This window comes from Saccharopolyspora oryzae, from assembly GCF_027853915.1.
In the GTDB taxonomy this organism is placed as follows: Bacteria; Actinomycetota; Actinomycetes; order Mycobacteriales; family Pseudonocardiaceae; genus Saccharopolyspora; species Saccharopolyspora oryzae.
Window position 1 is genome coordinate 16206 of the sequence record NZ_JAQGLA010000045.1, and the last position, 21379, is coordinate 37584.

Annotated in this window: 18 protein-coding genes; 9 read left to right on the forward strand and 9 right to left on the reverse strand. The window is 69.8% G+C overall.

Annotated elements, in window-relative coordinates:
- Positions 1-199 precede the first annotated feature (199 nt).
- The 5 genes from OU415_RS23560 (at position 200) to OU415_RS23580 (ending at position 6570) form a co-directional block, all read left to right on the forward strand.
- Positions 200-1834, forward strand: coding sequence for an amidohydrolase (locus OU415_RS23560; protein ID WP_270951277.1), 1635 nt, complete (start codon positions 200-202; stop codon positions 1832-1834).
- Positions 1831-3315 carry an MFS transporter gene (locus OU415_RS23565; protein WP_270951278.1) on the forward strand — a complete coding sequence of 495 codons (1485 nt, stop codon included), beginning with the start codon at positions 1831-1833 and terminating at the stop codon, positions 3313-3315. The genes OU415_RS23560 and OU415_RS23565 overlap by 4 nt, the downstream gene beginning before the upstream one ends.
- 134 nt (positions 3316-3449) lie before the next feature.
- Positions 3450-4787, forward strand: a complete 1338-nt coding sequence (locus OU415_RS23570; protein WP_270951279.1) for an MFS transporter — start codon at positions 3450-3452, stop codon at positions 4785-4787.
- An 11-nt stretch (positions 4788-4798) separates the two neighbouring features.
- The gene (locus OU415_RS23575; RefSeq protein ID WP_270951280.1) at positions 4799-5305 is read left to right on the forward strand and encodes a pyridoxamine 5'-phosphate oxidase family protein; all 507 of its coding nucleotides are present in this window, start codon (positions 4799-4801) and stop codon (positions 5303-5305) included.
- 221 nt (positions 5306-5526) lie between these two features.
- Positions 5527-6570: a polyprenyl synthetase family protein gene (locus OU415_RS23580; RefSeq protein WP_270951281.1), complete on the forward strand. Its 1044-nt coding sequence runs from the start codon at positions 5527-5529 to the stop codon at positions 6568-6570.
- 6 nt (positions 6571-6576) lie between these two features.
- Here the strand turns inward: OU415_RS23580 and OU415_RS23585 are convergent, their stop codons facing one another.
- The 4 genes from OU415_RS23585 to OU415_RS23600 all read right to left on the reverse strand — a co-directional run bounded on the left by OU415_RS23585 (position 6577) and on the right by OU415_RS23600 (position 9815).
- Positions 6577-7026 carry a VOC family protein gene (locus OU415_RS23585; RefSeq protein ID WP_270951282.1) on the reverse strand — a complete coding sequence of 150 codons (450 nt, stop codon included), beginning with the start codon at positions 7024-7026 and terminating at the stop codon, positions 6577-6579.
- A 26-nt stretch (positions 7027-7052) separates the two neighbouring features.
- Complete coding sequence (locus OU415_RS23590) at positions 7053-8027, reverse strand: DUF5996 family protein (protein WP_270951283.1); 975 nt, start codon at positions 8025-8027, stop codon at positions 7053-7055.
- Positions 8028-8128: 101 nt separating this feature from the next.
- Positions 8129-9208 carry a DUF4185 domain-containing protein gene (locus OU415_RS23595; RefSeq protein ID WP_270951284.1) on the reverse strand — a complete coding sequence of 360 codons (1080 nt, stop codon included), beginning with the start codon at positions 9206-9208 and terminating at the stop codon, positions 8129-8131.
- Between the two features lie 367 nt (positions 9209-9575).
- Positions 9576-9815 (reverse strand): hypothetical protein, encoded by a 240-nt coding sequence (locus OU415_RS23600; RefSeq protein WP_270951285.1) that lies wholly within the window; start codon positions 9813-9815, stop codon positions 9576-9578.
- A 184-nt stretch (positions 9816-9999) separates the two neighbouring features.
- Between OU415_RS23600 and OU415_RS23605 the strand changes: the two genes are divergently transcribed.
- Positions 10000-10491 (forward strand): GreA/GreB family elongation factor, encoded by a 492-nt coding sequence (locus OU415_RS23605; RefSeq protein WP_270951286.1) that lies wholly within the window; start codon positions 10000-10002, stop codon positions 10489-10491.
- A gap of 277 nt (positions 10492-10768) precedes the next feature.
- On the opposite strand, the gene OU415_RS23610 is transcribed toward OU415_RS23605, so the two are convergent.
- Positions 10769-11365, reverse strand: a complete 597-nt coding sequence (locus OU415_RS23610) for a TetR/AcrR family transcriptional regulator (RefSeq protein WP_270951287.1) — start codon at positions 11363-11365, stop codon at positions 10769-10771.
- Positions 11366-11452: 87 nt separating this feature from the next.
- Here OU415_RS23610 and OU415_RS23615 point away from each other — a divergent pair, with 87 nt between their 5' ends.
- Together OU415_RS23615 and OU415_RS23620 are read left to right on the forward strand one after the other, a co-directional pair.
- A complete protein-coding gene (locus tag OU415_RS23615) occupies positions 11453-12184 on the forward strand; it encodes an SDR family NAD(P)-dependent oxidoreductase (protein WP_270951289.1) in 732 nt (243 codons plus the stop codon).
- 433 nt (positions 12185-12617) lie between these two features.
- A complete protein-coding gene (locus OU415_RS23620; RefSeq protein WP_270951291.1) occupies positions 12618-12794 on the forward strand; it encodes a hypothetical protein in 177 nt (58 codons plus the stop codon).
- Positions 12795-12829: 35 nt separating this feature from the next.
- Here the strand turns inward: OU415_RS23620 and OU415_RS23625 are convergent, their stop codons facing one another.
- The 3 genes from OU415_RS23625 to OU415_RS23635 form a co-directional block, all read right to left on the reverse strand.
- Positions 12830-14104 carry an ATP-binding protein gene (locus tag OU415_RS23625; RefSeq protein ID WP_270951293.1) on the reverse strand — a complete coding sequence of 425 codons (1275 nt, stop codon included), beginning with the start codon at positions 14102-14104 and terminating at the stop codon, positions 12830-12832.
- 172 nt (positions 14105-14276) lie between these two features.
- The gene (fdhD, locus tag OU415_RS23630) at positions 14277-15125 is read right to left on the reverse strand and encodes a formate dehydrogenase accessory sulfurtransferase FdhD (protein ID WP_270951295.1); all 849 of its coding nucleotides are present in this window, start codon (positions 15123-15125) and stop codon (positions 14277-14279) included.
- A 28-nt stretch (positions 15126-15153) separates the two neighbouring features.
- The gene (locus OU415_RS23635; protein WP_270951297.1) at positions 15154-17442 is read right to left on the reverse strand and encodes an FdhF/YdeP family oxidoreductase; all 2289 of its coding nucleotides are present in this window, start codon (positions 17440-17442) and stop codon (positions 15154-15156) included.
- A gap of 335 nt (positions 17443-17777) precedes the next feature.
- Here OU415_RS23635 and OU415_RS23640 point away from each other — a divergent pair, with 335 nt between their 5' ends.
- Positions 17778-19016: a molybdopterin molybdotransferase MoeA gene (locus tag OU415_RS23640; RefSeq protein WP_270951299.1), complete on the forward strand. Its 1239-nt coding sequence runs from the start codon at positions 17778-17780 to the stop codon at positions 19014-19016.
- Here OU415_RS23640 and OU415_RS23645 read toward each other — a convergent pair whose 3' ends face one another.
- Positions 19017-21308, reverse strand: coding sequence for an FdhF/YdeP family oxidoreductase (locus tag OU415_RS23645; protein ID WP_270951301.1), 2292 nt, complete (start codon positions 21306-21308; stop codon positions 19017-19019).
- Positions 21309-21379 lie beyond the last annotated feature (71 nt).

Sequence of the window (21379 nt, forward strand, 5' to 3'; positions counted from 1 at the left end):
CTCCCGCCACCTGGATCAAGCCCTGCGTCCGATCGCGCGACAAACCGTGGCCCCGCTGAGACCTCCCGCATGGGCTCGTTGCCGGACGGCGAATGCGAAGTCGGTGGTCAGGACGCGATCTGCGCACCCGCCGTGCGCGCGCCCGGGTCGGCGCAGAGGATCGGTGGCAGTCCGTTCCCCGACCGGTATGAGGTGGCCGATGGCGCCCGCAGCAGAACTCGTCCTGATCAGCGGCAACGTGCTCACCATGGCGCGCGAGCAGCCGCGTGCGACCGCGCTGGCGGTGTCCGGGGGCCGGATCGCCGCGGTCGGCTCGGACGAGGAGGTCCAGCGGTGGTGCGGCCCGGACACCGAAGTGGTCCGGCTCGATGGCCGGACCGTGCTGCCGGGCTTCGTCGAAGCGCACGGACATCCGACCCTCGAGATGGTCCTCGCCGGGCCCGACGTCCTGGACATCCGCCCGGTCACCTGCGCGACCGCCGAAGAGGTGCTGGCCCGGTTGCGGGCGGCGGTGGCCACCGCAGAACCCGGTGCCTGGCTCGGCGCGTACGGCTGGGACCCGCTGCTGCAGGACGGCCTGCCCGCGATCGACCGCCGCTTCCTCGACGAGCTCTGCCCGGACCACCCGCTCTCGGTGATGCACAACAGCGGGCACAGCGCCTGGGGCAACACCCTGGCGATCCAGCGCGCCGGGATCACCAGGGACACCCCGGACCCGCTCGGGTCGCGGTTCGAACGCGACGAGGCGGGCGAGCCGACCGGCGCGGCGTTCGAAGCTCCCGCGACCGCGATGGTGCTCGGCGGTGCGATCAGCCGACCCGATGCGGACAACTTCGGCGCCCTGATGAGCCACGAGCACGACCGGCTCGCGCGGGCGGGCATCACCACCGTCGCCGACCTGGGATTCCGCCGCGACGCCCGGGAAGCCGTCCAGGCCTTTGCCCGGTCCGGTGCGGCGAAGGTGCGGATGCGCGTCTACGAGGTGAGCGTCCCGGAGAAGCGCACCGACGTCGTCCCCGGCGAAGATCGCGACGACCTGATGTTCCAGCAGGTGGGGATCAAGATCTGGGCCGACGGCTCCCCGTGGGTCGGCAACATCGGCACCAGCTTCCCCTACCTCGACACCCCGCAGACCCGCTCGATCGGTCTGGCCCCGGGCCATCGCGGCGGCACCAACTACAGCCGCCAGCAGCTCACCGAGATCGTCGCGGCCTACTTCCCGCCGGGCTGGCAGATCGCCTGCCACGTGCACGGCGACGAGGCGGTCGACATGGTGCTCGACGTGTTCGCCGAGGCGCTCGCCGCGCATCCGGAGCGCACGGACGCCCGGTTGCGGCTGGAGCACTGCGGTGCCATGACGCCCGAGCAGTACCAGCGCGCGGCCGAGCTGGGCGTGACCTGCAGCCTCTTCGTCGACCACCTCTACTACTGGGGCGACGTGCTGGTGGACGGGCTGTTCGGAGCTCGCGCCGAGTCGTGGACGTGCGCGGGCGCCGCACTCCAGGCCGGTGTGCCGATCTCGTTCCACAACGACTCGCCCGTCACGCCCCCGGAACCGCTGCGCAACGTCCAGGTCGCGGTCACGCGCACCAGCCGCAGCGGACGGGTGATCGGACCGCAGTTCCGGACCACGGTCGAGCAGGCGTTGCGCGCCGAGACCATCGATGCCGCCTGGCAGCTTTTCGCGGAGCACGACGTGGGCTCGCTGGAAGTCGGCAAGCGCGCGGACCTGGTCGTCCTGGACGCCGACCCGAACGTCGTGCCACCGGGCGAGATCGGGGACATCCCGATCCGCGCGACCTACCTCGACGGCCGCTGCACCTTCCGGGAATGAGCGGGATGGCCTCGCCCGGTGCGCCGGACACCCCGGTCCCGCAGCAGTGGCCGGCGAAAGTGGCCGACAGCCACCACCGGCGCGCGTACGCGCTGGTCGGCCTGTCGCTGCTGTCCGCGCTCCAGGTGCTCGACCCCACGCTGAACTCGCTGGCGCTGCCCGAGGTCGCCGCCGAGCTCCGGATGGATCCGAGCGTGCGCGCGTTCGCCTCCAGCGTCGGCACGTTGCTGCTCGCAGCGGCGATGCTGGGGATCGGGATCCTCGGAGACCTGCGGGGCAGGCGCCGCGTGCTGCTGGTCGGCACCCTCGGCATGGCGGTCGGCGGGGTGCTGTGCGCGGCTGCCCCGGTGGCCGGTGTCTACGTTCTCGGCCGGATGGTGATGGGCGTGAGCACGGCGGCGAGCTTCGGGATGAGCCTGGCGATCCTGCCGACCGTGTTCCGGCCGGAGGAGCTGCCGAGGGTGTTCGGCGCGTGGCTGGGGGTGCAGTCGGCGATCAGCGTGTTCGGCACGATCGGCAGCGGTGCCCTGCAGGCCGCACTGGGCTGGCGCGTCACCTGCCTGATCATCCCGGTCCTGGCGGTCGCGTTCGTCGCGTTCGGCGCGCTGGCGGTCCCGGACAGCCGGGCCGCGCACCTGCGGAAGTTCGACGCGATCGGTGTGCTGCTCGCGGCTGTGGCGCTGATCTGCCTGATGGGCGGGTTCACGCTGGCCGGAGAGCTCGGGTGGGGCCACCCCGTGGTGCTGGGCGGACTGCTGCTGGCTGTGGTGCTGCTGGCCGGGTTCGCGCTCTGGGAGGCGCGCATCCCAGAGCCCGGCTTTCCGATCAGGCTGTTCGCGGTGCCCGCCTTCACCGCCGCCTGCGTGGTGGGCATCGCGTTCAACTTCGCCAACGGCGTGATCGCGATGCAGTTGCCGACCGTGCTCGAGAGCGTGCTGGGGCGCAGCGCGTTCGTCGTCTCGCTCGCGTTGACCGTGATGTCGGTGGGAATGCTGTTCGGCACCCTCGCGGCCGGAGAGGCGCAGAAGCGGCTGGGGCTGAGCGCCCGCACCATCTTCACCAGCGGTCTGCTCACGATCGCGTTCGGAATCCTGCTGCTCGGGCTGGTGCGGACGACCACCGGCTCGTGGTACTTCGCCGTCTGCGCGTTCGTCGTGGGCTTCGGGATCATGTGGGCGCAGAACTCCGAGTCGGCGGTGATCATGTCGGCGGCCCCGAAGGAGATGGTCGGTTCGGTCGGCGCGGTCAAGCCCGCGCTCGGCCAATTCGGCATGGGCCTCGGACTGGGGGTCGTCGTGCCGATCATCTTGGGTGTCCTGCGATCGTCCGGGGCCACCGGGCGCGAGTCCATCATCGCCGGATTCGCCGAGGTGATGCTCTTCATCGCGGGGTTCATCGCGCTCTGCGCCGTCGGCGTGCACCTGCTCATGGCGAGGCAGCGGAACCTGCAGAGCTTCGAAGCTCCACCGGCCGAGGACTGAGCGCCTCGCGAAAGCCGGTGCGCCGGCGGGGAATGCCCTGCGGCGGACGGGTCTTGACCGGAGTTGACCGGGTGCGTAGCTTGCCGCAAGCAAGCGCTTGGTTAGATCCCGGTGCCCGGAGAGCGGTGGTGTCGATGACGAGGCAGGAACCGGCTGCTCCCGAGACAGAGGTAGGCGGCAGCGAGCACGCGCGGCAGGTGCGCAGGGTGGCGTTCTCCGGCCTGCTCGGAACCGTCATCGAGTACTACGACTTCCTGCTCTACAGCACGATGGCCGCGCTGGTCTTCGGCACGTTGTACTTCCCGGCTTCGAATCCGGCGACTTCGACGATCGCGGCCTTCGGCACGCTCGCGGCCGGGTACGTGGCGCGGCCGCTCGGCGGGCTGCTCTTCGGGCACTTCGGGGACCGGCTCGGGCGGAAGTCGGCCCTGGTGACGAGCATGCTGCTGATGGGGATCGCGAGCGTCCTCATCGGCGTGCTGCCCACCTACGGGACCCTCGGGCTGACGGCGCCGCTGCTGCTCGTGCTGTTGCGCGTCGTGCAGGGCATCGCGGTCGGCGGCGAGTACGGCGGAGCCGCGCTGATGGTCATCGAGCACGCCGACCCGCGGCGCCGCGGCGCGTGGGTGGGGATCATGCAGATGGGCTCGCCGCTCGGGTCGCTGCTGTCCAACGGAGCCGTCGCGCTGGTGACCCTGCTGCCGAAGGAGCAGTTCCTGGCGTGGGGCTGGCGGATCCCGTTCCTGGCCAGCGCGGTGCTGCTCATCATCGGGCTCTACGTCCGGCTGAGCGTGGTGGAGAGCCCGCTGTTCCGGGAAGCCGTGGAAGCGGGGAAGGCCCGCGAACGGGAACCGGTGCCGCTGGTGCAGGTGCTCAGGAAGCCGCGCGCCGTGCTGCTCGCCTGCGCAGCGGGCATCGGGCCGTTCGCGCTGACCGCCCTGATCGGTTCGCACAGCGTCGCCTACGCATCCGGGCTGGGCTACGAGCTGCCGGACATCATGCGGGCGCACCTGCTGATCAGCCTCACCGGACTCGTCGGCATCCCGCTGTTCTCGGCGCTGTCCGACCGGATCGGGCGGCGGCGGGTGCTGATGGCGGGGGCGATCGGCGCCTTCGCCTTCGCCTTCCCGATGTACGCGCTCGTCGGGTCCGGATCGGTGACCGCGCTGACCGCGGCGCTGGTGATCGCCCAGGTCTTCCAGAACCTGATGTACGCGCCGCTGGCCCCTATGCTGTCGGAGATGTTCGGCACCCGCGTCCGCTACACCGGCGTGTCGCTCGGGTACCAGATGGCGAGCCTGCTCGGAGCCGGTTTCACCCCGATGGTCGCCGCCGCGCTGGTGGCCGGCGCGGGAGGATCGAGCCTGCCGCTGAGCTGGATCATCGTGGTCGCGGTCGGCGTCAGCACCACCGCCGTGCTGCTGATCTCCGAGACGCGCGGCCGCGATCTCCGCGGCGAACCCGCCGGTTAGGGAGGAGAGCAGTGGGACGCAACCAGCGAGCCGAGGTCGAGATGACTCCGGAGGAGATCTCGGCCTTCGTGGCCACCCAGCGCACCGCGACGTTGATCACGCTCGGCCCGAGCGGTCACCCGCACGCGGTCGCGATGTGGTTCGCCGTCATCGACGGCGCCCTGTGGTTCGAGACCAAGTCCAAGGCGCAGAAGGCGGTCAACATCCGCCGCGACCCGCGGGTCACCGTCCTCATCGAGGACGGGCTGACCTACGACGCGCTGCGGGGCGTCTCGATGGAGGGGCGAGCGGAGCTCGTGGACGACGCCGACGCGATCTGGGACGTCGGTGTCGACATGTGGGAGCGCTACCACGGTCCGTACGACGACGAGGTGAAGCCGCTGGTGGAGGCGATGCTCCACAAGCGCGTCGCGGTGCGGCTGCACGTCGACCGCACGCGGTCTTGGGACCACCGGAAGCTCGGCCTGCCCCCGATGCCCCTCGGCGGCACGACAGCCCCTCCTGCCCACGACCGGTGAACGTCCACTCCGGGGCTGAGGTTCTCGTTTCCTCCCGGGGGTTCTCGCGGTTGTCGACGGTGGACGGTCCTGGGTCTCACCTGGCCGAAAGTATGAGAGGCGCCAGCCGAGTCTCGGCCGATCGGTTGATCTTCGTTGCCATTTCGGCCGATACGACCGACTCCGTGCGCGGATAGCTTCGATCAGGTCGGGGGACGAGACCAGGATTGAGGCGGATCACGATGACGTTTCCGGCCACTGCGAGCACTGATCACGAGCTGGGGCTCGGCGCGATCAGGCGTGCCCGCGAGCTCACCGAACCGGCGCTGCGGGACATCGTCGACCGGCTGGGACCATCGCTGGGCGGTGTCGGCAGATACCACTTCGGATGGTGGTCCAGGAGCTCCGGTGCTTCCGGCAAGGCGATCCGACCAACCTTGGCCGTGCTCGCGGCGGAGGCGGTCGGCGCCGAGGCGTCGGACGCGGTCCCCGCGGCGGCGGCCGCTGAGCTCGTGCACAACTTCAGCCTGATCCACGACGACATCATCGACAACGACGAACTGCGGCGCGGCCAGCCGGCGGTGTGGAAGGAGTTCGGGGTCCCGGCGGCGATCCTGATCGGCGACGCGCTGCACTCCGAGGCGTTCGGCGCCCTGCTGAACAGCGGTCGCCCAGGCGCGGCTGCGGCGGCGATGCGCCTGTCCACCGCGATGCGGGAAGTCGTGGTGGGACAGGTGGAGGACATCCGGTTCACCGAGCGGCCGTGGACGGGCGAGCAGGCGGTGCGCATCGCCGAGTACCAGTCGATGGCGGAGGCGAAAACCGGTGCCCTGCTGGCGTTCTCGGCTTCCGCCGGGGCTTTGCTGGGTGGTGCGGACACCGCGGTAGCCGACTGCTTCGACCGCCTCGGACGCCACCTGGGCCTGGCGTTCCAGTGCACCGATGACGTGCTCGGCATCTGGGGAGACCCCGCGAAGACGGGGAAACCGGTGTTCGGCGATCTGCGCGAGGGCAAGCGGACCCTGCCGATCATCGCCGCGCTGACAGCCGGTGGTTCCGCGAGCGAGCGGTTGGGGGTGCTCGTCGAACGCGGCGTGCGCACCGACTTCGAGCTCCGGCTGGCGGCGGAGCTCGTCGAGGAGGCGGGCGGCCGCGAGTTCGCCGAACGGGAAGCGGCCAGGCACCTCGCCGGGGTCGACGACTGCCTGGCCTCGCTGGCGATGCCGGCCGAGACCCGCGCTTGCTTCGAAGACCTGGCCCAGTCCCTGATCGGGAGGTCCAGATGAGCTGAGTCAGCCACCAGCCGGTGGGTCGGCGTAGACGCCCTTCAGCATGCCGGTCGCCTGGCCGACCTCGATCAGGTAGCCGTCCGGATCGCGCAGGTAGCAGCGGATCTCGGCCTTGCGGTCGATCGGCTCGGTGAGGAACTCGGCGCCCTTGCTGCGAGCGTGGTCGTAGAAGGCTGCGATGTCGGCAACTCGGACGTTGAGGAAGGACGACACCACGTCGGTGGACTCCGGTGGGCGCAAGACGGTTTCGGGCTTGTCCGGGGTCGGACCGCCGCCGGGGTTCATGATGATCCAGCCGTTGGAGATCTTCACGATGCACGGGTTCTCCGCCAGCACGACCTGCCCGCCGAAGACATCGGTGTAGAAGGCCCGGGAACGGGCCACATCGGACACGGTCAGGAAGTGCGTCAGCACCAGCCCGGCTTCGGGAGCTGGCAGGTCGTCGGTGCTCATCGCTGCTGCCTCCTGCGGGATCGCCTTCAGCTGGGTGCCTTTCGCCCGGCTGCGCTGGGGGAGTCGTGCGGGGCCTGGATCTCCAGATCGCCGCGGTTCCACCGACCGTTTTCGGCGGCGGCCTGGTACGTCGTCTGCAGGAAGTCGAGCAGGGTCTCGTCCGGATCGTCGGAGGTGCGCACGGCGGTGTAAGGCAGCACGAACTCGCCGAGGTTCGCGTCGTAGGCGGCGGCTTCCGGCGACACCGGGTGCTCGGCATAACCGGGCGGTTCCGGGTAGGCATAGGAGTAGAAGGTGCCTTCTTCGCTGCCGCCGGGCCAGAAGCCGCAGCTGGACAGCTCGTGCGAGTAGGCCTCGACCATGACCCAGTCGCCGCAGTTCGGGGCGCCACCGGGATGTGGTGGGGCAGTGCGCCCGGAGAACCTGGTGCAGGCCAGGTCCATCGCGCCCCAGAAGAAGTGCACGGGGCTGACCTTGCCGAGGAACCGCGACCGGAACCGGCTGATCACCCGGTGTGCGGCCACCAGCTGGCCCCAGAACCGCTGTGCGTGATCAGGATCGTAGGAGGCGTGCTCGACGTCGTCGGCGAACGGGATGGCGCGCTCGACCTCGACCGGGCGCCCGAAGATGGGGACCTCCAGGTCGAGTTCGGCGAGCGCGGTCATGACCTCGTGGTGGAACGTGGCCACCGGCTTGGGCTCCAGGGCCACCTGGCGCTCGCCACCGTTGCTGGAGCGGATCTGCAGCTGGTGGTCGACGAAGTCGAACTCCAAGTCGAACAGGCGCCCGCCGTGCGGGATGGCCGAGGTGGAGAGGCCGCGAGGGGTCACGTACAGCGGCACCTGCCACCAGTGCGCGGTCATCGGCGCTTGCACCAGCCGGACCTTGCCCACGATCTGGGTCCACATGTGCAGCGTGTCCCGCGTGGCGGTCCACTCGTCCACCAGGAGGCTCGGCCAGTCCACGGTGAGACCGGCTCCGCCTCGGTGCGTACTGGTCATCGGAGCGCCCCCGCAGTCGTCGTCCACCACGCTCCGGCACGGATTACCCAGGTTCGGGTGCCGATGCACTTCCCGGCCGGATGACGGGCTGGGGCGCGTGCCTACCCGGTAATGCGCCGGGCGACCTCGCGCGCCATGCGGAAGATGCCCGCACCGCGATGGGATTCGACCGGTTCAGCGGGTTCAGGGGCCTGCTGGCCGGGCCGGGGGACGCTTCCGGCGAACTGCATGGCCCGGTACGGCCAGTTGTGCTCGGTGTTCCACTGGCTGACCACCAGGTGCAGGTCGTCCAACGTCGAACCGGGGACGATGTAGCCGCCGTAGAGCTGGGCGACTCGGCCGTGGCCGTGGTCCTCGTGCTGCCACGACGTGCCGTGCAGCACGGTGCTGCGGGCGGCTTCGTACAGGTTCGACGTGGGGTCGTCGAGGTCCAGGACGTCGATCCGGTAGTTGCCGGCGTCGAAGCAGCACAGCAACCACCTGCCTTCGATCCGCCGCAAGCAGAGCTCGCCGAACGCGCCGGTGAGGGCGACCGTCGGCGGGTTCCCCCAAGCCCAGGCACCGTCGCGGAAGCCCCAGCCCTCCCACGCGCGCGGATCCCCGATCCGGTCGGCGGGCACTCGTTGCAGGATGAGGCCCTTGTCCCGCTGGAAACCGGTGGAGAAGGCGTAGACGTAACCGTCGTCGCCCTGCTCCCAGGTCAGCATCTGGAACAGGCCGTCGTGCAGGTCACCGGGCCAGGTCGCGTCGGTGCGGTGCCAGGTCTCGCCGTTGTCGGTGGACCGGTGCACCTCGGTCCAGTGCACGTTTCCGAGCCCCTCGCAGACCATGACGTGCAGGTACATCTCACCGCCGATGGTGATCACGTCGGTGGGCAGCGTGGTGGTCACCCGCCGCCCGCGCACGACCGAATCGTGCTCGTAGTCCAGGGCCTGATCGGCGTAGGACCGCGGACCGGTGGAGCCGGTCCACCGGATCCCGCTCCTGGCCGTCGCCGGATCCCCGAACAGCACGACCGGCGACCGCCAACCAGGGCCGCCCACACCGGCCTGCTCGAAGGTGTCGCCGAACACCGAGACCAGCCGCCCGTCCGGAGCGATCGCGGTCACCCCGAGATCGGTTCCGCCCACTCCGAAGGAGTCGGTGATCCCAGGCCCGGTCAAATCCTTGACCTTGCGCACCGAAAGCCACACCTTCCCCGCACGCCGCAACAACGTCCAATGCAACAGCAGTGCCTTCGACAACGGTGTACACCCGCGATTCTAGGTGCCGGGAAGACCAACTCCGAGTGCGTCGGAACACATTTCGAAATGCGCCAATTGGTCATTTCGCGATAGCCGAACTCGACGTCCAACGGCACGTGGTGGTGATGTCCAGCAGCTGTTCCTGAAATCGGCTCCGCTGCCAACCGCACGCTTCCGCCGAGGAAGCGGCCAATCCCGAGAAGAACCACCTTGCTCGCCAAAGCGGCCACTGCCGACATTGACGGCAGCACGGACGTTGTTCAGCACGCGAGGCGTGTTCGACCTGACCGGCCTGCGGTGCCGATCACCCCTGAGCGCTCTCGAGCAGGCTGGCCCGAAGCTGCTCGTACGTCGGCGCAGTCACCACCGGATGTTGCAGGGCCCCGACGAGCCGGGCCTGCCGGTCGGCGATCTCAGCGCCAGCGGACTCGCCGACCGCCGCCAGGCAGGCGGCCGCATCGGCCAAGCGCCGGGCGCCGACGCGAATCGCGAAGTAGCTCAAGTGGTTGCGCTGCCAAGGCTCCAAACCGGCCTCGACGAGCATGGTGGAATCTCACCGCGAATTTCAACATTTCTCCGTCGGACCCGGCGAGCGAGGCCCCCCCGAATTCGGAACCTTTTCGAGGGTTGCGCCGAAGGCGGTCGCACCTCGTGGACGGGACGGAGGGCGTTTTCCACCGAGAACCCGCAGGATGTCAGGAGGGTGACCGCGTCGAGGAGGTGCTGACATGGCAGTCGAGGAATCCGGTGGGCAGTTGTCGGAGCAGGCCCGCGGCAAGTTGGAGGACGAACTGGCGACGCTGCGGGAACGCCGCCGCACGCTGGTCGCTGCGATACGCGATCAGGAGAGCGACGTCGGGGACCGCGCCGACGAGGCCAACGCCCTGGAGTCGGGGGACGAGCTGGCCGCGGTCGACGAGCGCATTCGAGCGGTGACGGACCTGCTCGCCGGCGGCCCGGGGGACACCCCGGCGGGGCAGGTGCCCGACGGCACCACGGCCACCCTGCGCTTCGACGACGGCACCGAGCAGACCGTGCGCGCGGTGGCGATCACCGAGGAGATCGCCACCAGGCAACAAGGCGCCACCGTGACCACGGACAGCCCGCTGGGCCTGGCGCTCGCCGGGCACCACACCGGTGACACGATCAGCTACTCCACGCCGGACGGCGAGGTGCGCGCCCGGATCATCTCCCTGGAGTTCCCGGAGAACGGCAGGTAGCTCCCGCATGAGTCCGAAGTGGACGCACCGGCGGCTCGAAGGTGCGCTTCGAGCCGCCGGAAGGATGCGGGCTAAAGGCCAAGGCCGTGAAGTTAAGGCTCTGGGGGCGTTGGCAAGTGCGCTCTGATCTGTGGTGATTGCGCATGTGAGAAGCGGAGCCCCGGTAGAACTGGCAGTCGACCAAGACGGCCGTTCACAACACCGGAGACTCCGCGGTCCGATCAGTGGGTCATCACGCGTGGGCTACCGCAGAGCGTCGCGCGATGAAGGCGGGCCGTCAGTGAGCGGGGCGGGGCAGTACAGCAAGGGCTGTCCGGGCTATATCGGTCAGCGTCTCTTCGCCCGCTCCGGCCTTGCCCAGCGCTTCAATGCCGCGCAGTACGGCGAGCACTAGCGCAGCCAGCTTTCCCGGATCCGCGTCCGCGGCAATATCACCATTGCGCTGACAGGCTGCGATGTCGCCCTCCAGTAGCGCCTGCAGCGCCTCGATGGCCGCGCGCGCCCGTTTGGCCACCGTCTCGTCGTGTTCGGCTAGCTCGGCGGCGCCCTTGGCTAACAGACATCCGCGGTGGGCGGTGTCTGCGGCAGTCGCCGCCGCCACCGCGTGCACGTGGGCGGACAGCCGCGCGTAGGCGTCCGCGTCGTTGCCGCGCAGCTGCCGGCTCACAGCATCGACGACGGAGCCGCAGTAATCGTCGAACACGCGGTGGAACAGTTCCTGCTTTCCGCCGAACGCGCCGTACAGGCTGCCTTTGCCGAGCCCCGTTGCCTCGGCAATGTCTTCCATTCGCGTGGCGGCGTACCCACCCGACCAGAACCGCTCCCGGGCAGTGTCAAGTACCTGCTGCTCGTCGAACTTCCTAGGTCGCGCCATGGGGACAGCTTACCCATTCTTGACTGGTTCGTCCACAACGGTTAGCGTTGTGGACGAACCAGTCAATAATTGAGGAGTAGGCGCGTTATGACGGAAGCACTCGCAGGCAAGGTGGCGGTGGTCACCGGAGCCAACAGCGGCATTGGGCTTGCCATCGCCAGGCGGTTCGCCGCGGAGGGGGCACGGGTGTTCCTGGCCGGTCGCCGTCAGGAGCCGCTCGACGCGGCCGTCGCTGAGATCGGGCCGGCGGCCACCGGCGTGAGGACCGACGTTTCGGTACAGACGGACCTCGATGACCTTTACTCGGTCGTGCGCGAGGAGGCGGGCCGCATCGACGTGCTTGTCGCCAACGCGGGCAGCGCTGTCCCTCAGCGTCTCGGCGAGATCACAGAGGAAGCCATCGACGCCACCTTCGGTACGAACGTGAAGGGCACGATCTTCACCGTGCAGAAGGCGCTGCCCCTGCTGTCGGACGGCGCCTCGATCGTAGTGACAGGATCGACCAACGCCCTCCGCCCCGGACCGAGCCTGGAAATCTACGGCGCATCGAAGGCAGCGGTGCGCAACCTGGTGCGCAGCTGGGCGCTCAGCGCGCAGGAACGGAAGTTCCGGGTGAACGTGTTGAGCCCCGGTCCGACCGAGACCCCGGGCCTGGTCGGCGCCGTAGGCCCGAACCACCAGCTCGCCTCGGAGGTGCCGCTCGGCAGGATCGGCCGCCCGGATGAGATCGCCGCCGTGGCGACGTTCCTGGCCTCGGACGCTTCCAGCTTCGTCAACGGAGTCGACTGGTTCGTCGACGGAGGCCAGGCGCAGGTCTGACCGCGCCCCTCATGCGGTGGGCATACCGGGCACCCTGGCTCACCGGACGGCCTTGCCCATAGGGCCTGACTGCTTGCCTACGTCCCCTTGGGCCCGCCCGGGGCGGTCTCCTTGTTGCACCGACATCTCATCGGACTGCTTCCAGTAGTGGCGCGGCTGGACCATCACGGCACCCTCGTCATCGCCGCCCATGCCTCATCACCCTTCGTAGCGGCAGTTGGCCGGAAAGCCGGTATACCGGCCCACCACCTGCGACTACCCCCTCACCTCCAGCAAATCCAGAGCCGGAGCCTGGCCCTCGGAGGCGAACACCTCAGGCGGTCCTGGCCGCACCCGCAGAAGGCAGCCACTGGGCAAGGCGGCACAGCGAACATGGTCGGCCGGGGAAACCAGCGCGAGAGTGCACCACACACACCACGTACCAGGAGGAAAAGTGAACGCCACCAGCGATATTCAGAAGCGTCGCGAAGAGATTGTTATCAACTACTTCCGCATGGCGGACGCTGGCAACCCTGCGGTCATCGACCTCTTCACGGAAGATGACAAGCCGTTCTACCGGAGCTCCGCTGCCTTCTTCTCAGCGACCCACCAAGCCAAGATCACCCCTTGACATCAGCCCCGAAGCCCAAACTTCACGGCCTTGGGCTAAAGGCGGGTGTAGGCCTCGATGTCCTGCTCGAAGTCCGCGATGGCTCCCGAGGTGAGGGTGGGCCGGGTGTCCGCGATCGCTTTCAGGTATTCGTCCGTGGTCGCCAGTTCGCGGTCTTCGTGCAGGACGTCGCGTTCGAAAGCGGCCTGGGCTCCTTGGCGGGCGGCGAACTCGATGTCGGCGGGCGTGAACAGTTCCGTCCGCTCCACCAGCACGTCCAGGTCGACGTTGTCGCGGGCCGGGCCGAGGTAGCGCGACCAGATCGCGCGCCGGGCCGGTGGATCCGGCGGGCCGACCGGGATGATGTAGTCGAACCGGCCCGGGCGCAGGAACGCCGGGTCCAGGGAGCTCACCGAGTTGGTCGCGCAGACGAGCAGGCGGTGGTCGTGCTCCCGGAAGCCGGGGATCAGCTTCAGCAGCTCGTTGGTCACGCCGTGCGCCGGGCCTGCCGCCGGGGTGGTGCGGGTACCGGCGATCTCCTCGACCTCGTCGATGAACAGGACCAGGTCGTCGAGCTCTTCCAGCTCGGCGAACACCTCTCGCAGGGAGGTCGCCAGGCCGTCGGGGGAGGACGCGGCCAGCCGGGACGGGAACAGCTCCACGAACGGCCAGTTCAGCCGGGAGGCGATCGCCTTGGCGAAGCTCGTCTTGCCGGTGCCCGGCGGGCCGAACAGCACGATCGCCTTGGGCGGGAGCACCCCGTGGCGCTCGGCCTGGTCGGTGTGCGAGATCGGCAGCACGACGCGGCGCTCGATGACGTCCTTCTCCCGCTGCATGCCGGCCAGCGCAGCCCACCTGCCGGGTGGCAGGAGCATGCCGCCGAGGTGCTCGAGCACGTCGAAGTCGGCCGGGTCCAGCTCCTCGACCTTCTCGAAGTAGGTCAGGTCGGTGCGCGGGCGGTAACCGGAGTTCACCATCGCCCGGAAGCCCGCAGCCCCCTCGGGCACCAGGCTGGTGATGCGGTGCGCTCCGATGCTGCGCAGCTTCTTCTCCAGCTCGGCCAGCAGCGCGCTGCCGATGCCGCGGTTGCGCCACCTGGCGTCGAGCGCGAACAGGGCCAGCCAGGCCCGATCGCCTTCCACCTTGGCCACGGCCATGCCGACGACTTCTTGCTGCACCACCGCGACCACGGCGGGATGGCCGGCCCGCGCGATCGACACCACCTCGGCGGCGGAGAAGACCGGTTCCCCGGTCTCCCGGCTCTGGTCCCAGATGCGGATCGCCTGGTCCAGGTCGTCGTCGTGGAAATCGCGCACCCGCCAAGCAGGCATGGCCCACCTCCCGCCTCCACCCGCGCTGCGAGGCCCGGAAGTCGTTCCCGGCAACGGATTCCGGTTGACGAACTCCTCGGTGCGCAACGCAGGATCTGCAACTGGATCGAATTCTCCGCCGCAACGGCGGACCGGGGCAAAGCGGCGTTTCCGCTCCGCCGATAAACCGCGCCTATCGGAGCAGGTCGGCCACGAGTTCCGCGCGCACCCGCTCGGCTCCGGTGTAGACGTTCATGGACGTGCCGCGCAGGAAACCGACCAACGTCAGCCCGGACTCCTCCGCGAGGTCGACCGCCAGCGACGACGGAGCGGACACCGCGGCCAGCATCGGAATGCCCGCCATCACGGCTTTCTGCACCAGTTCGAAGGAGGCGCGGCCGGAGACCATCAGGATCGAATCCCGCAACGGCAGCCGATCCGCGCGCAGCGCCTCGCCGATCACCTTGTCCACCGCGTTGTGCCGTCCGACGTCCTCGCGCAGGCAGCTGAGCTGGCCATCCGCGGTGAACAACCCCGCGGCGTGCAGCCCGCCGGTGCTGTCGAACACCCGCTGCGCTTCCCGCAACCGGTCTGGGAGGGCCGTCAACGTCTCCAGGTCGACGCGGGGCGAATCCTCGTCGATCGTCCAGGTCGTCGTGGTGCGCACCGCGTCCAAGCTGGCCTTGCCGCACAACCCGCACGAGGACGTGGTGTAGAAGTTGCGCTCCAGCGAAGCATCGGGGAGCGGCACGCCAGGAGCCAGGGCGACGTCGACGACGTTGTAGGTGTTGCTGCCGTCGGAGGTGGCGCCCGCGCAGTAGCGGATCGCGAGCACGTCCTCGGCCGCGTGGATGACGCCTTCGCTGACCAGGAACCCGACCGCGAGGTCGAAGTCGTTCCCCGGGGTCCGCATGGTGATGGTCAGCGGGCGTCCCCCGACCCGGATCTCCAGCGGCTCCTCCACCGCGAGCGTGTCCGGCCGGTGCGACGGCACCCCGTCGCGGATGCGCAGAACACGCCGCCGTGCGGTGACCCGTCCCATGAGCTCGTCCTTCCCGTGCAGGCCGCGGTCAGGCCGTGGCGGGCTCCAGCCGGACCACGATCCCCTTCGAGGTGGGTGTGTTGCTGATGTCGGCCACGCTGTCCAGCGGCACCAGCACGTTGGTCTCCGGGTAGTACGCGGCGGCGGAACCGCGCGTCGTCGGGTAGCCGACCACCCGGAAGCTGCGCGCCCGCCGCTCCACCCCGTCGTGCCACACGCTGACCAGGTCCACCTCGGCCCGGTCGGCGAAGCCCAAGTCCTCCAGATCGGCGGGGTTGACCAGCACGACCCGGCGGGCGTTGTGGATCCCCCGGTACCGGTCGTTCGGGGCGTACGGGATGGTGTTCCACTGGTCGTGCGAGCGGAGCGACTGCAGCACCAGATGTCCCGGGGGAGCGGTCAGCATCTCCAGCTCGTTGCCGGTGAACATCGCCTTGCCGCTGGCGGTGGCGAACACGCCGCTGTTCACCGGGTTCGGCAGCACGAATCCGCCCGGCTCGACCACCCGCGCGTTGAAGTCCTCGAACCCCGGCACCACCCGCGAGATCCGGTCCCGGATCGCGCTGTAGTCGGCCTCGAACTCCTCCCACGGGATGTCGGGTTCGGTCCCCAAGGTCCGGCGGGCGAGCCTGCTGATGATCGCGACCTCGCTGAGCAGCACGTCCGAGGCGGGCTCCAGGCGACCGCGGGAGGCGTGCACGGAGCTCATCGAGTCCTCGACGGTGATGAACTGCTCGCCGCCGGCCTGGACGTCGCGGTCGCTGCGCCCGAGCGTCGGCAGGATCAGGGCCGTTTCGCCGCACACGGTGTGCGAGCGGTTCAGCTTGGTCGAGATGTGCGCGGTCAACCGGCAGCGGCGCATCGCCTGCTCGGTGATGTCGCTGTCCGGCGCGGCCCGCACGAAGTTCCCGGCGACGCCGAGGAAGAACTTGGCGCGGCCTTCGCGCATGGCCCGGATGGAATCCACCGAGTCCCAACCGTGCTCGGTCGGCGGGGTGAACCCGAACTCGCGCTCCAGCGCGTCCAGGAAGGACTGCGGCATCCGCTCCCAGACGCCCATCGTCCGGTCGCCCTGCACGTTGCTGTGCCCGCGCACCGGGCAGGCGCCCGCGCCGGGCTTGCCGAAGTTCCCGCGCAGCAGCAGGAAGTTGATGACCTCGCGGATGGTGGGCACGCCGTGCTTCTGCTGCGTCAACCCCATCGCCCAGCAGACGATGACGCTCTTGCTGGCCAGCACCCGGTCGCGGAGCTCCTCGATCTCCTCGCGGGTCAGCCCGGTGGCGGTGCGCACCTCGTCCCACGAGATGTCCCTGGCGTGCTCGGCGAACTCCGCGAAACCGCTGGTGTTGGCCCGGATGTAATCGTGGTCGAGCACGGTGGCCGGGGCGGCGTCCTCGGCCTCGAGCAGCAACCGGTTCAGCGCCTTGAACAGCGCGAGGTCGCCGCCGGGCCGGATCTGCAGGAACTGGTCGGCGATGGCGGTTCCGCGGCCGATGACCCCGCGCACCTTCTGCGGGTTCTTGAACCGGAACAGCCCGGCCTCGGGCAGCGGGTTGACGGCCACGACCTGGCCGCCGTTGCGCTTGGTCTCCTCGAGGGCGGACAGCATCCGCGGGTGGTTCGTGCCGGGGTTCTGGCCGACGACGAGGACCAGGTCGGATTCGTGGATGTCGTCGAGGCTCACGGTGCCCTTGCCGACGCCCAGAGCCTCCTGCATGGCCGAACCGCTCGACTCGTGGCACATGTTCGAGCAGTCGGGCAGGTTGTTGGTGCCGAAGGCCCGCGCGAACAGCTGGAGCAGGAACGCGGCCTCGTTGTTGAGCCGCCCGGAGGTGTAGAACAGGGCTTCGTTCGGGGAGTCGAGCGCTTTCAGCTCGGTGGCCAGCAGCTCGAGCGCGGCGTCCCAGCCGATCGGCTCGTAGTGGTCCGAGCCGGGGCGCTTGACCACGGGTTCGGTGAGCCTGCCCCGGTGGTTGAGCCACTGGTCGGACTTCTCGGCCAGCTCGGAGATGGGGTGCTCGCGGAAGAACTCGGCGGTGACCCGGCGCGTGGTCGCCTCGTCGTTGATGTGCTTGGCGCCGTTCTCGCAGTACTCGTTGAGATGCCGCTGCTTCGGGCCCGGTTCGGGCCACGCGCAGCCGGGGCAGTCGATCCCCTTGGCCTGGTTGACGTTCAGCAGCGTCAGCATCGTGCGCCGCGGCGAGGTCTGCTCGAGCGAGTACTCCAGCGCGTGCGCCACCGCGGGCACGCCGGCGGCCCAGGTCTTGGGCGGGGTGACCGAGAGCTCTTCCTCGCTGGAACCGTCGATCTCGCGCATGCTGTCGTCACCCTTCGTCCTCCGCGCACCGGCTTGCGCAGTCGGCGAGCCATCGCTCGTCCCACGTTTTGCCTCCGCCCCGGAGAAGTCAAAGAAGCGGTCTCGATCACTTGATAGGCGCTGGTTATCTACCGACGACCGAACGGCGCGCAGCGGCCACCGCGTGTCCAGCATCACGCTGGATGCGCAGGTGAGAGGCGTTGCCTATCAGCGGGTCGGAGAACCCGTTTGACCAGGCGCCCAGCCGGGCGGAAGCTGGTGGCGAGTGGATCTGCGCTGACCGAGTCCTCTGTGGAGCGCGCCACCACGACCAACGACCCGGCGCGAGGAATCCGATGGCCCTGGCAACACGCACCAGCGACACGTCGAGCGCGGCGGGAAGTCACGCCCCGCCGGTGCAGACCTGGGAACAGGCGCGGAGCGCAGCTCGCAGTGCGGCCGGACGCGCACTTCCCCCCGTTGCGAGGGACATCCCCGACGCGCTCGGCCACGTCCTGGCCGAACCGCTGGTGGCCCGCACCGACCTGCCCGCGTTCGACACGTCCGCAATGGACGGTTGGGCGGTGGCGGGGCCGGGACCGTGGCGGCTGCGCCGCGGAGAAGTGCTGGCGGGTGGACGTGCCGAACTGCTCGCCACCGGCACTGCGTTGAGCATCGCCACCGGTGCGCAGCTCCCACCAGGTGCGACGGCAGTGCTGCGCCGCGAACACGGGCAGGTCGATCCGTCGGGCGGCGTCCTGCTGGACCGAGCGCCGAGCCGGCTGACCGCGGGTCGCGACATCCGGCCGCGAGGTCAGGAGTGCCGCGAGGGACAACCGCTGATCGCGGCAGGCGCCACCGCGACGCCCGCTGTGCTGGGCTTGGCCGCGGCCGCCGGGTACGACCAGATCGCGGTCCACCGCCGCCCGGAGGTGGAGCTGCTGGTGCTGGGGGACGAGCTGCTCGACTCCGGCCTGCCCCGCGACGGCCGCGTCCGCGACGCGCTGACCCCACTGCTGGATCCCTGGTTGCGCTGCGATGGCGAGCTGATCGGCAGCCGCCGGATCGCCGACGACTTCGAGCTGCTGCGCGCCGCGATCAGCGGCTCACCCGCCGACGTCGTGATCACCACCGGCGGCACCGCGGCCGGTCCGGTCGACTTCGTGCACCGGGCGCTGGCCGACCTCGGCGCGCGGCTCCTGGTCGACTCCGTTGCCGTGCGGCCCGGCCATCCCATGCTGCTCGCCGAACTCCCGGCGGCGGACGGGCGGAGCCGGTGGCTCGTGGGGCTGCCGGGCAATCCGCTGGCAGCCGTCGCCGGAACGGCGACCTTGGTCCACCCGCTGCTGAGCCGCCTCAACGGCCGCGACGAGATGTCCCGCCGGTGCTCCACCGCCGCAGAGCTGCCTGGACATCCGACCAGCACCAGGCTGCTGCCGGTGGTGCTCCACGAGAACGCCGCAACCGCCGTGCCGTTCGACGGTCCCGCGATGTTGCGCGGGCTGGCGCTTTCGGACGGCCTCGCCGTGGTCCCGCCCGGCGGCCTTCCCGCCGGCTCGACCGTCGAGGTCCTCGAAGCACCGCGCCCGTGGTAGTCAGGCCGACCGCTCGACGGTGACCTTCACGTGCTTCATGATCGGCTGGTCGCTCTGGGTGCTGTAGTCGCCGATCGCGCACAGGACGTTCATCTCGGGCATGTACCCGGCGGCGCAACCGCGCGGGATGTCGTAGGGGACCGCCTTGTACTGCCGCAGCGCCCGGGTGCTGCCGTCGCGGGCCGTGCTGGTGATGTCGACGGCGTCGAACTGGCCGATGCCCCGGTCGCGCATGTCCTCGGCGTTCATGAAGATCAGCGTGCGCAGGTTCTTGATGCCGCGGTAGCGGTCGTCGTCGGAGTAGATCGTGGTGTTCCACTGGTCGTGCGAGCGCATCGTCCCCAGCGCCAGGACCCCGGGGTCCGGGACGACGTCGGGCAGGGCCGCGGTGGAGAACTCCGCGCGTCCGGACGGGGTGTGGAAGACCAGTTCGCGGGCGGGTTGCCGGATGCGGAATCCCAGCGGCAGCCGCACCCGGCGGTTGAAGTCCTCGAACCCGTCGAGGACCTGCGCCATGGTGTCGCGGATCCGGTCGTAGTCCTCGACGTAGCGGGACCACGGGGTCGAGCTGTTCGGCAGCGCCGCTTGGGCCAGACCGGCGATGATGGCCGGTTCCGAGAGCAGGTGCGGTGAGGCGGGGCGCTTCATCCCGCGCGACAGGTGGACCATGCTCATCGAGTCCTCGACGGAGGTCTCCTGCAGCCCGCCCAGCTGGTTGTCCTTCTCGGTGCGGCCGAGGCAGGGCAGGATCAGCGCCTGGCGGCCGTGCACCAGGTGGCTGCGGTTGAGCTTGGTGCTGACCTGCACGGTCAGCTCGCACTTCTGCAGCGCGGCGAACGTGTGGGGGGTGTCCGGTGCGGCGAGGGCGAAGTTGCCGCCCATGCCGACGAACACCTTCACCTCGCCCCGGTGCATGGCCTCGATCGTGCCGATCGTGTCCAGCCCGTGCGCGCGGGGCGGTTCGATCCCGCAGACGTCGGCGAGCCGGTCCAGGAACTCCTCGGTCGGGCGGTGGTCGATGCCGCAGGTCCGGTTGCCCTGCACGTTGCTGTGCCCGCGCACCGGGGACGGTCCGGCGCCCTCCCGACCGAGGTTCCCGCGCAGCAGCAACAGGTTGACGATCTCGCGGACGGTGTCGACGCCGTGCTCGTGCTGGGTGACGCCCAGGCACCAGCTGAAGATGCTCCGGTGGGCTTCGCTGTAGACGCGGGCCGCCGCGGCGATGTCCGCGCGGCTGACGCCGGACTGGCGCTCGATCTCCGCCCAGTCGGTGGCTTCGCACAGCGCGCGGTACTCGTCGAACCCGGTGGTGTGGCGCTCGACGAACTCGGCGTCGATCGCCTTCGGGTTGGTGCGCGCCTCCTCCAGCACGGCCTTGGCCATGCCGCGGACCAGCGCCATGTCACCGCCGATGCGCGGCTGGACGTTCAGGGTGCTGGTGCGGGTGGACTTGAACGTGGCCATGCGGGCGAAGTCGTGCGGGATGATCGTGCGCGTGGCGGCAGCCTCCACCAGCGGGTTGATGTGCACGATCTGCGCGCCCCTGCGGTAGGCCTCGGCGAGCGAGGTGAGCATCCGCGGAGCGTTGGACGCCGCGTTGACGCCGAGGATGAACAGGGCGTCGGTCATCTCCCAGTCCTTGAGGTCGACCGTTCCCTTCCCGGTGCCCAGCGCGGCCTGCAGGGCGCGGCCGCTGGCTTCGTGGCACATGTTCGAGCAGTCCGGCAGGTTGTTCGTGCCGAACTCCCGGGCCATCAGCTGGTAGAGGAAGGTCGCCTCGTTGCCCAGGCGCCCGGACGTGTAGAAGGACGCCTGGTCGGGGGTGTCGAGGTCGGCCATCGCGCGGCCGAAGAGGGCGAAGGCGTCCCGCCAGGAGATCGGCACGTAGCGGTCGGTGTCCGGGTCGTAGCGCATGGGCTCGGTCAGCCGGCCCTGGTCCTCGAGCTCGAAGTCGCTCCACCCGGACAGCTCGGTGACGGTGTGCGCGGCGAAGAACTCCCTGCCGACCCGCTTGCGGGTCATCTCCCAGGTGACGTGCTTGATGCCGTTCTCGCAGATGTCCAGGTGCAGGCCCTTGGTGTCGTCCGGCCAAGCGCACCCCGGGCAGTCGAAACCGCCGTTCTCGTGGTTCATGCGCATGATGGCGCGCGGCCCGGTCACCAGCTCGCGCTCGCGGACCAGGAACTCGGTCACGCTCTTGGCGGCGCCCCACCCGGCGGCGGGGTGGTGGTAGGGCCGGAACTCCGGCGACTCCCCGTCGCCCGGTCGCGCTGCGCCCTGGTGCTCGTTCATCCCACGCTCCTGCCGTCCTGCGCTCGACCTCTGCATCCCACCACCGGGGCCGGGAGGTGGCAAACGAGACG

Bases quoted from the DNA above. Each gene is read 5' to 3' on its own strand.
- OU415_RS23560 (WP_270951277.1), top strand. From the start codon at position 200: ATGGCGCCCGCAGCAGAACTCGTCCTGATCAGCGGCAACGTGCTCACC.
- OU415_RS23565 (WP_270951278.1), top strand. From the start codon at position 1,831: ATGAGCGGGATGGCCTCGCCCGGTGCGCCGGACACCCCGGTCCCGCAG.
- OU415_RS23570 (WP_270951279.1), top strand. From the start codon at position 3,450: ATGACGAGGCAGGAACCGGCTGCTCCCGAGACAGAGGTAGGCGGCAGC.
- OU415_RS23580 (WP_270951281.1), top strand. From the start codon at position 5,527: ATGACGTTTCCGGCCACTGCGAGCACTGATCACGAGCTGGGGCTCGGC.
- OU415_RS23585 (WP_270951282.1), bottom strand. From the start codon at position 7,026: ATGAGCACCGACGACCTGCCAGCTCCCGAAGCCGGGCTGGTGCTGACG.
- OU415_RS23590 (WP_270951283.1), bottom strand. From the start codon at position 8,027: ATGACCAGTACGCACCGAGGCGGAGCCGGTCTCACCGTGGACTGGCCG.
- OU415_RS23600 (WP_270951285.1), bottom strand. From the start codon at position 9,815: ATGCTCGTCGAGGCCGGTTTGGAGCCTTGGCAGCGCAACCACTTGAGC.
- OU415_RS23605 (WP_270951286.1), top strand. From the start codon at position 10,000: ATGGCAGTCGAGGAATCCGGTGGGCAGTTGTCGGAGCAGGCCCGCGGC.
- OU415_RS23610 (WP_270951287.1), bottom strand. From the start codon at position 11,365: ATGGCGCGACCTAGGAAGTTCGACGAGCAGCAGGTACTTGACACTGCC.
- OU415_RS23615 (WP_270951289.1), top strand. From the start codon at position 11,453: ATGACGGAAGCACTCGCAGGCAAGGTGGCGGTGGTCACCGGAGCCAAC.
- OU415_RS23625 (WP_270951293.1), bottom strand. From the start codon at position 14,104: ATGCCTGCTTGGCGGGTGCGCGATTTCCACGACGACGACCTGGACCAG.
- fdhD (WP_270951295.1), bottom strand. From the start codon at position 15,125: ATGGGACGGGTCACCGCACGGCGGCGTGTTCTGCGCATCCGCGACGGG.
- OU415_RS23635 (WP_270951297.1), bottom strand. From the start codon at position 17,442: ATGCGCGAGATCGACGGTTCCAGCGAGGAAGAGCTCTCGGTCACCCCG.
- OU415_RS23640 (WP_270951299.1), top strand. From the start codon at position 17,778: ATGGCCCTGGCAACACGCACCAGCGACACGTCGAGCGCGGCGGGAAGT.
- OU415_RS23645 (WP_270951301.1), bottom strand. From the start codon at position 21,308: ATGAACGAGCACCAGGGCGCAGCGCGACCGGGCGACGGGGAGTCGCCG.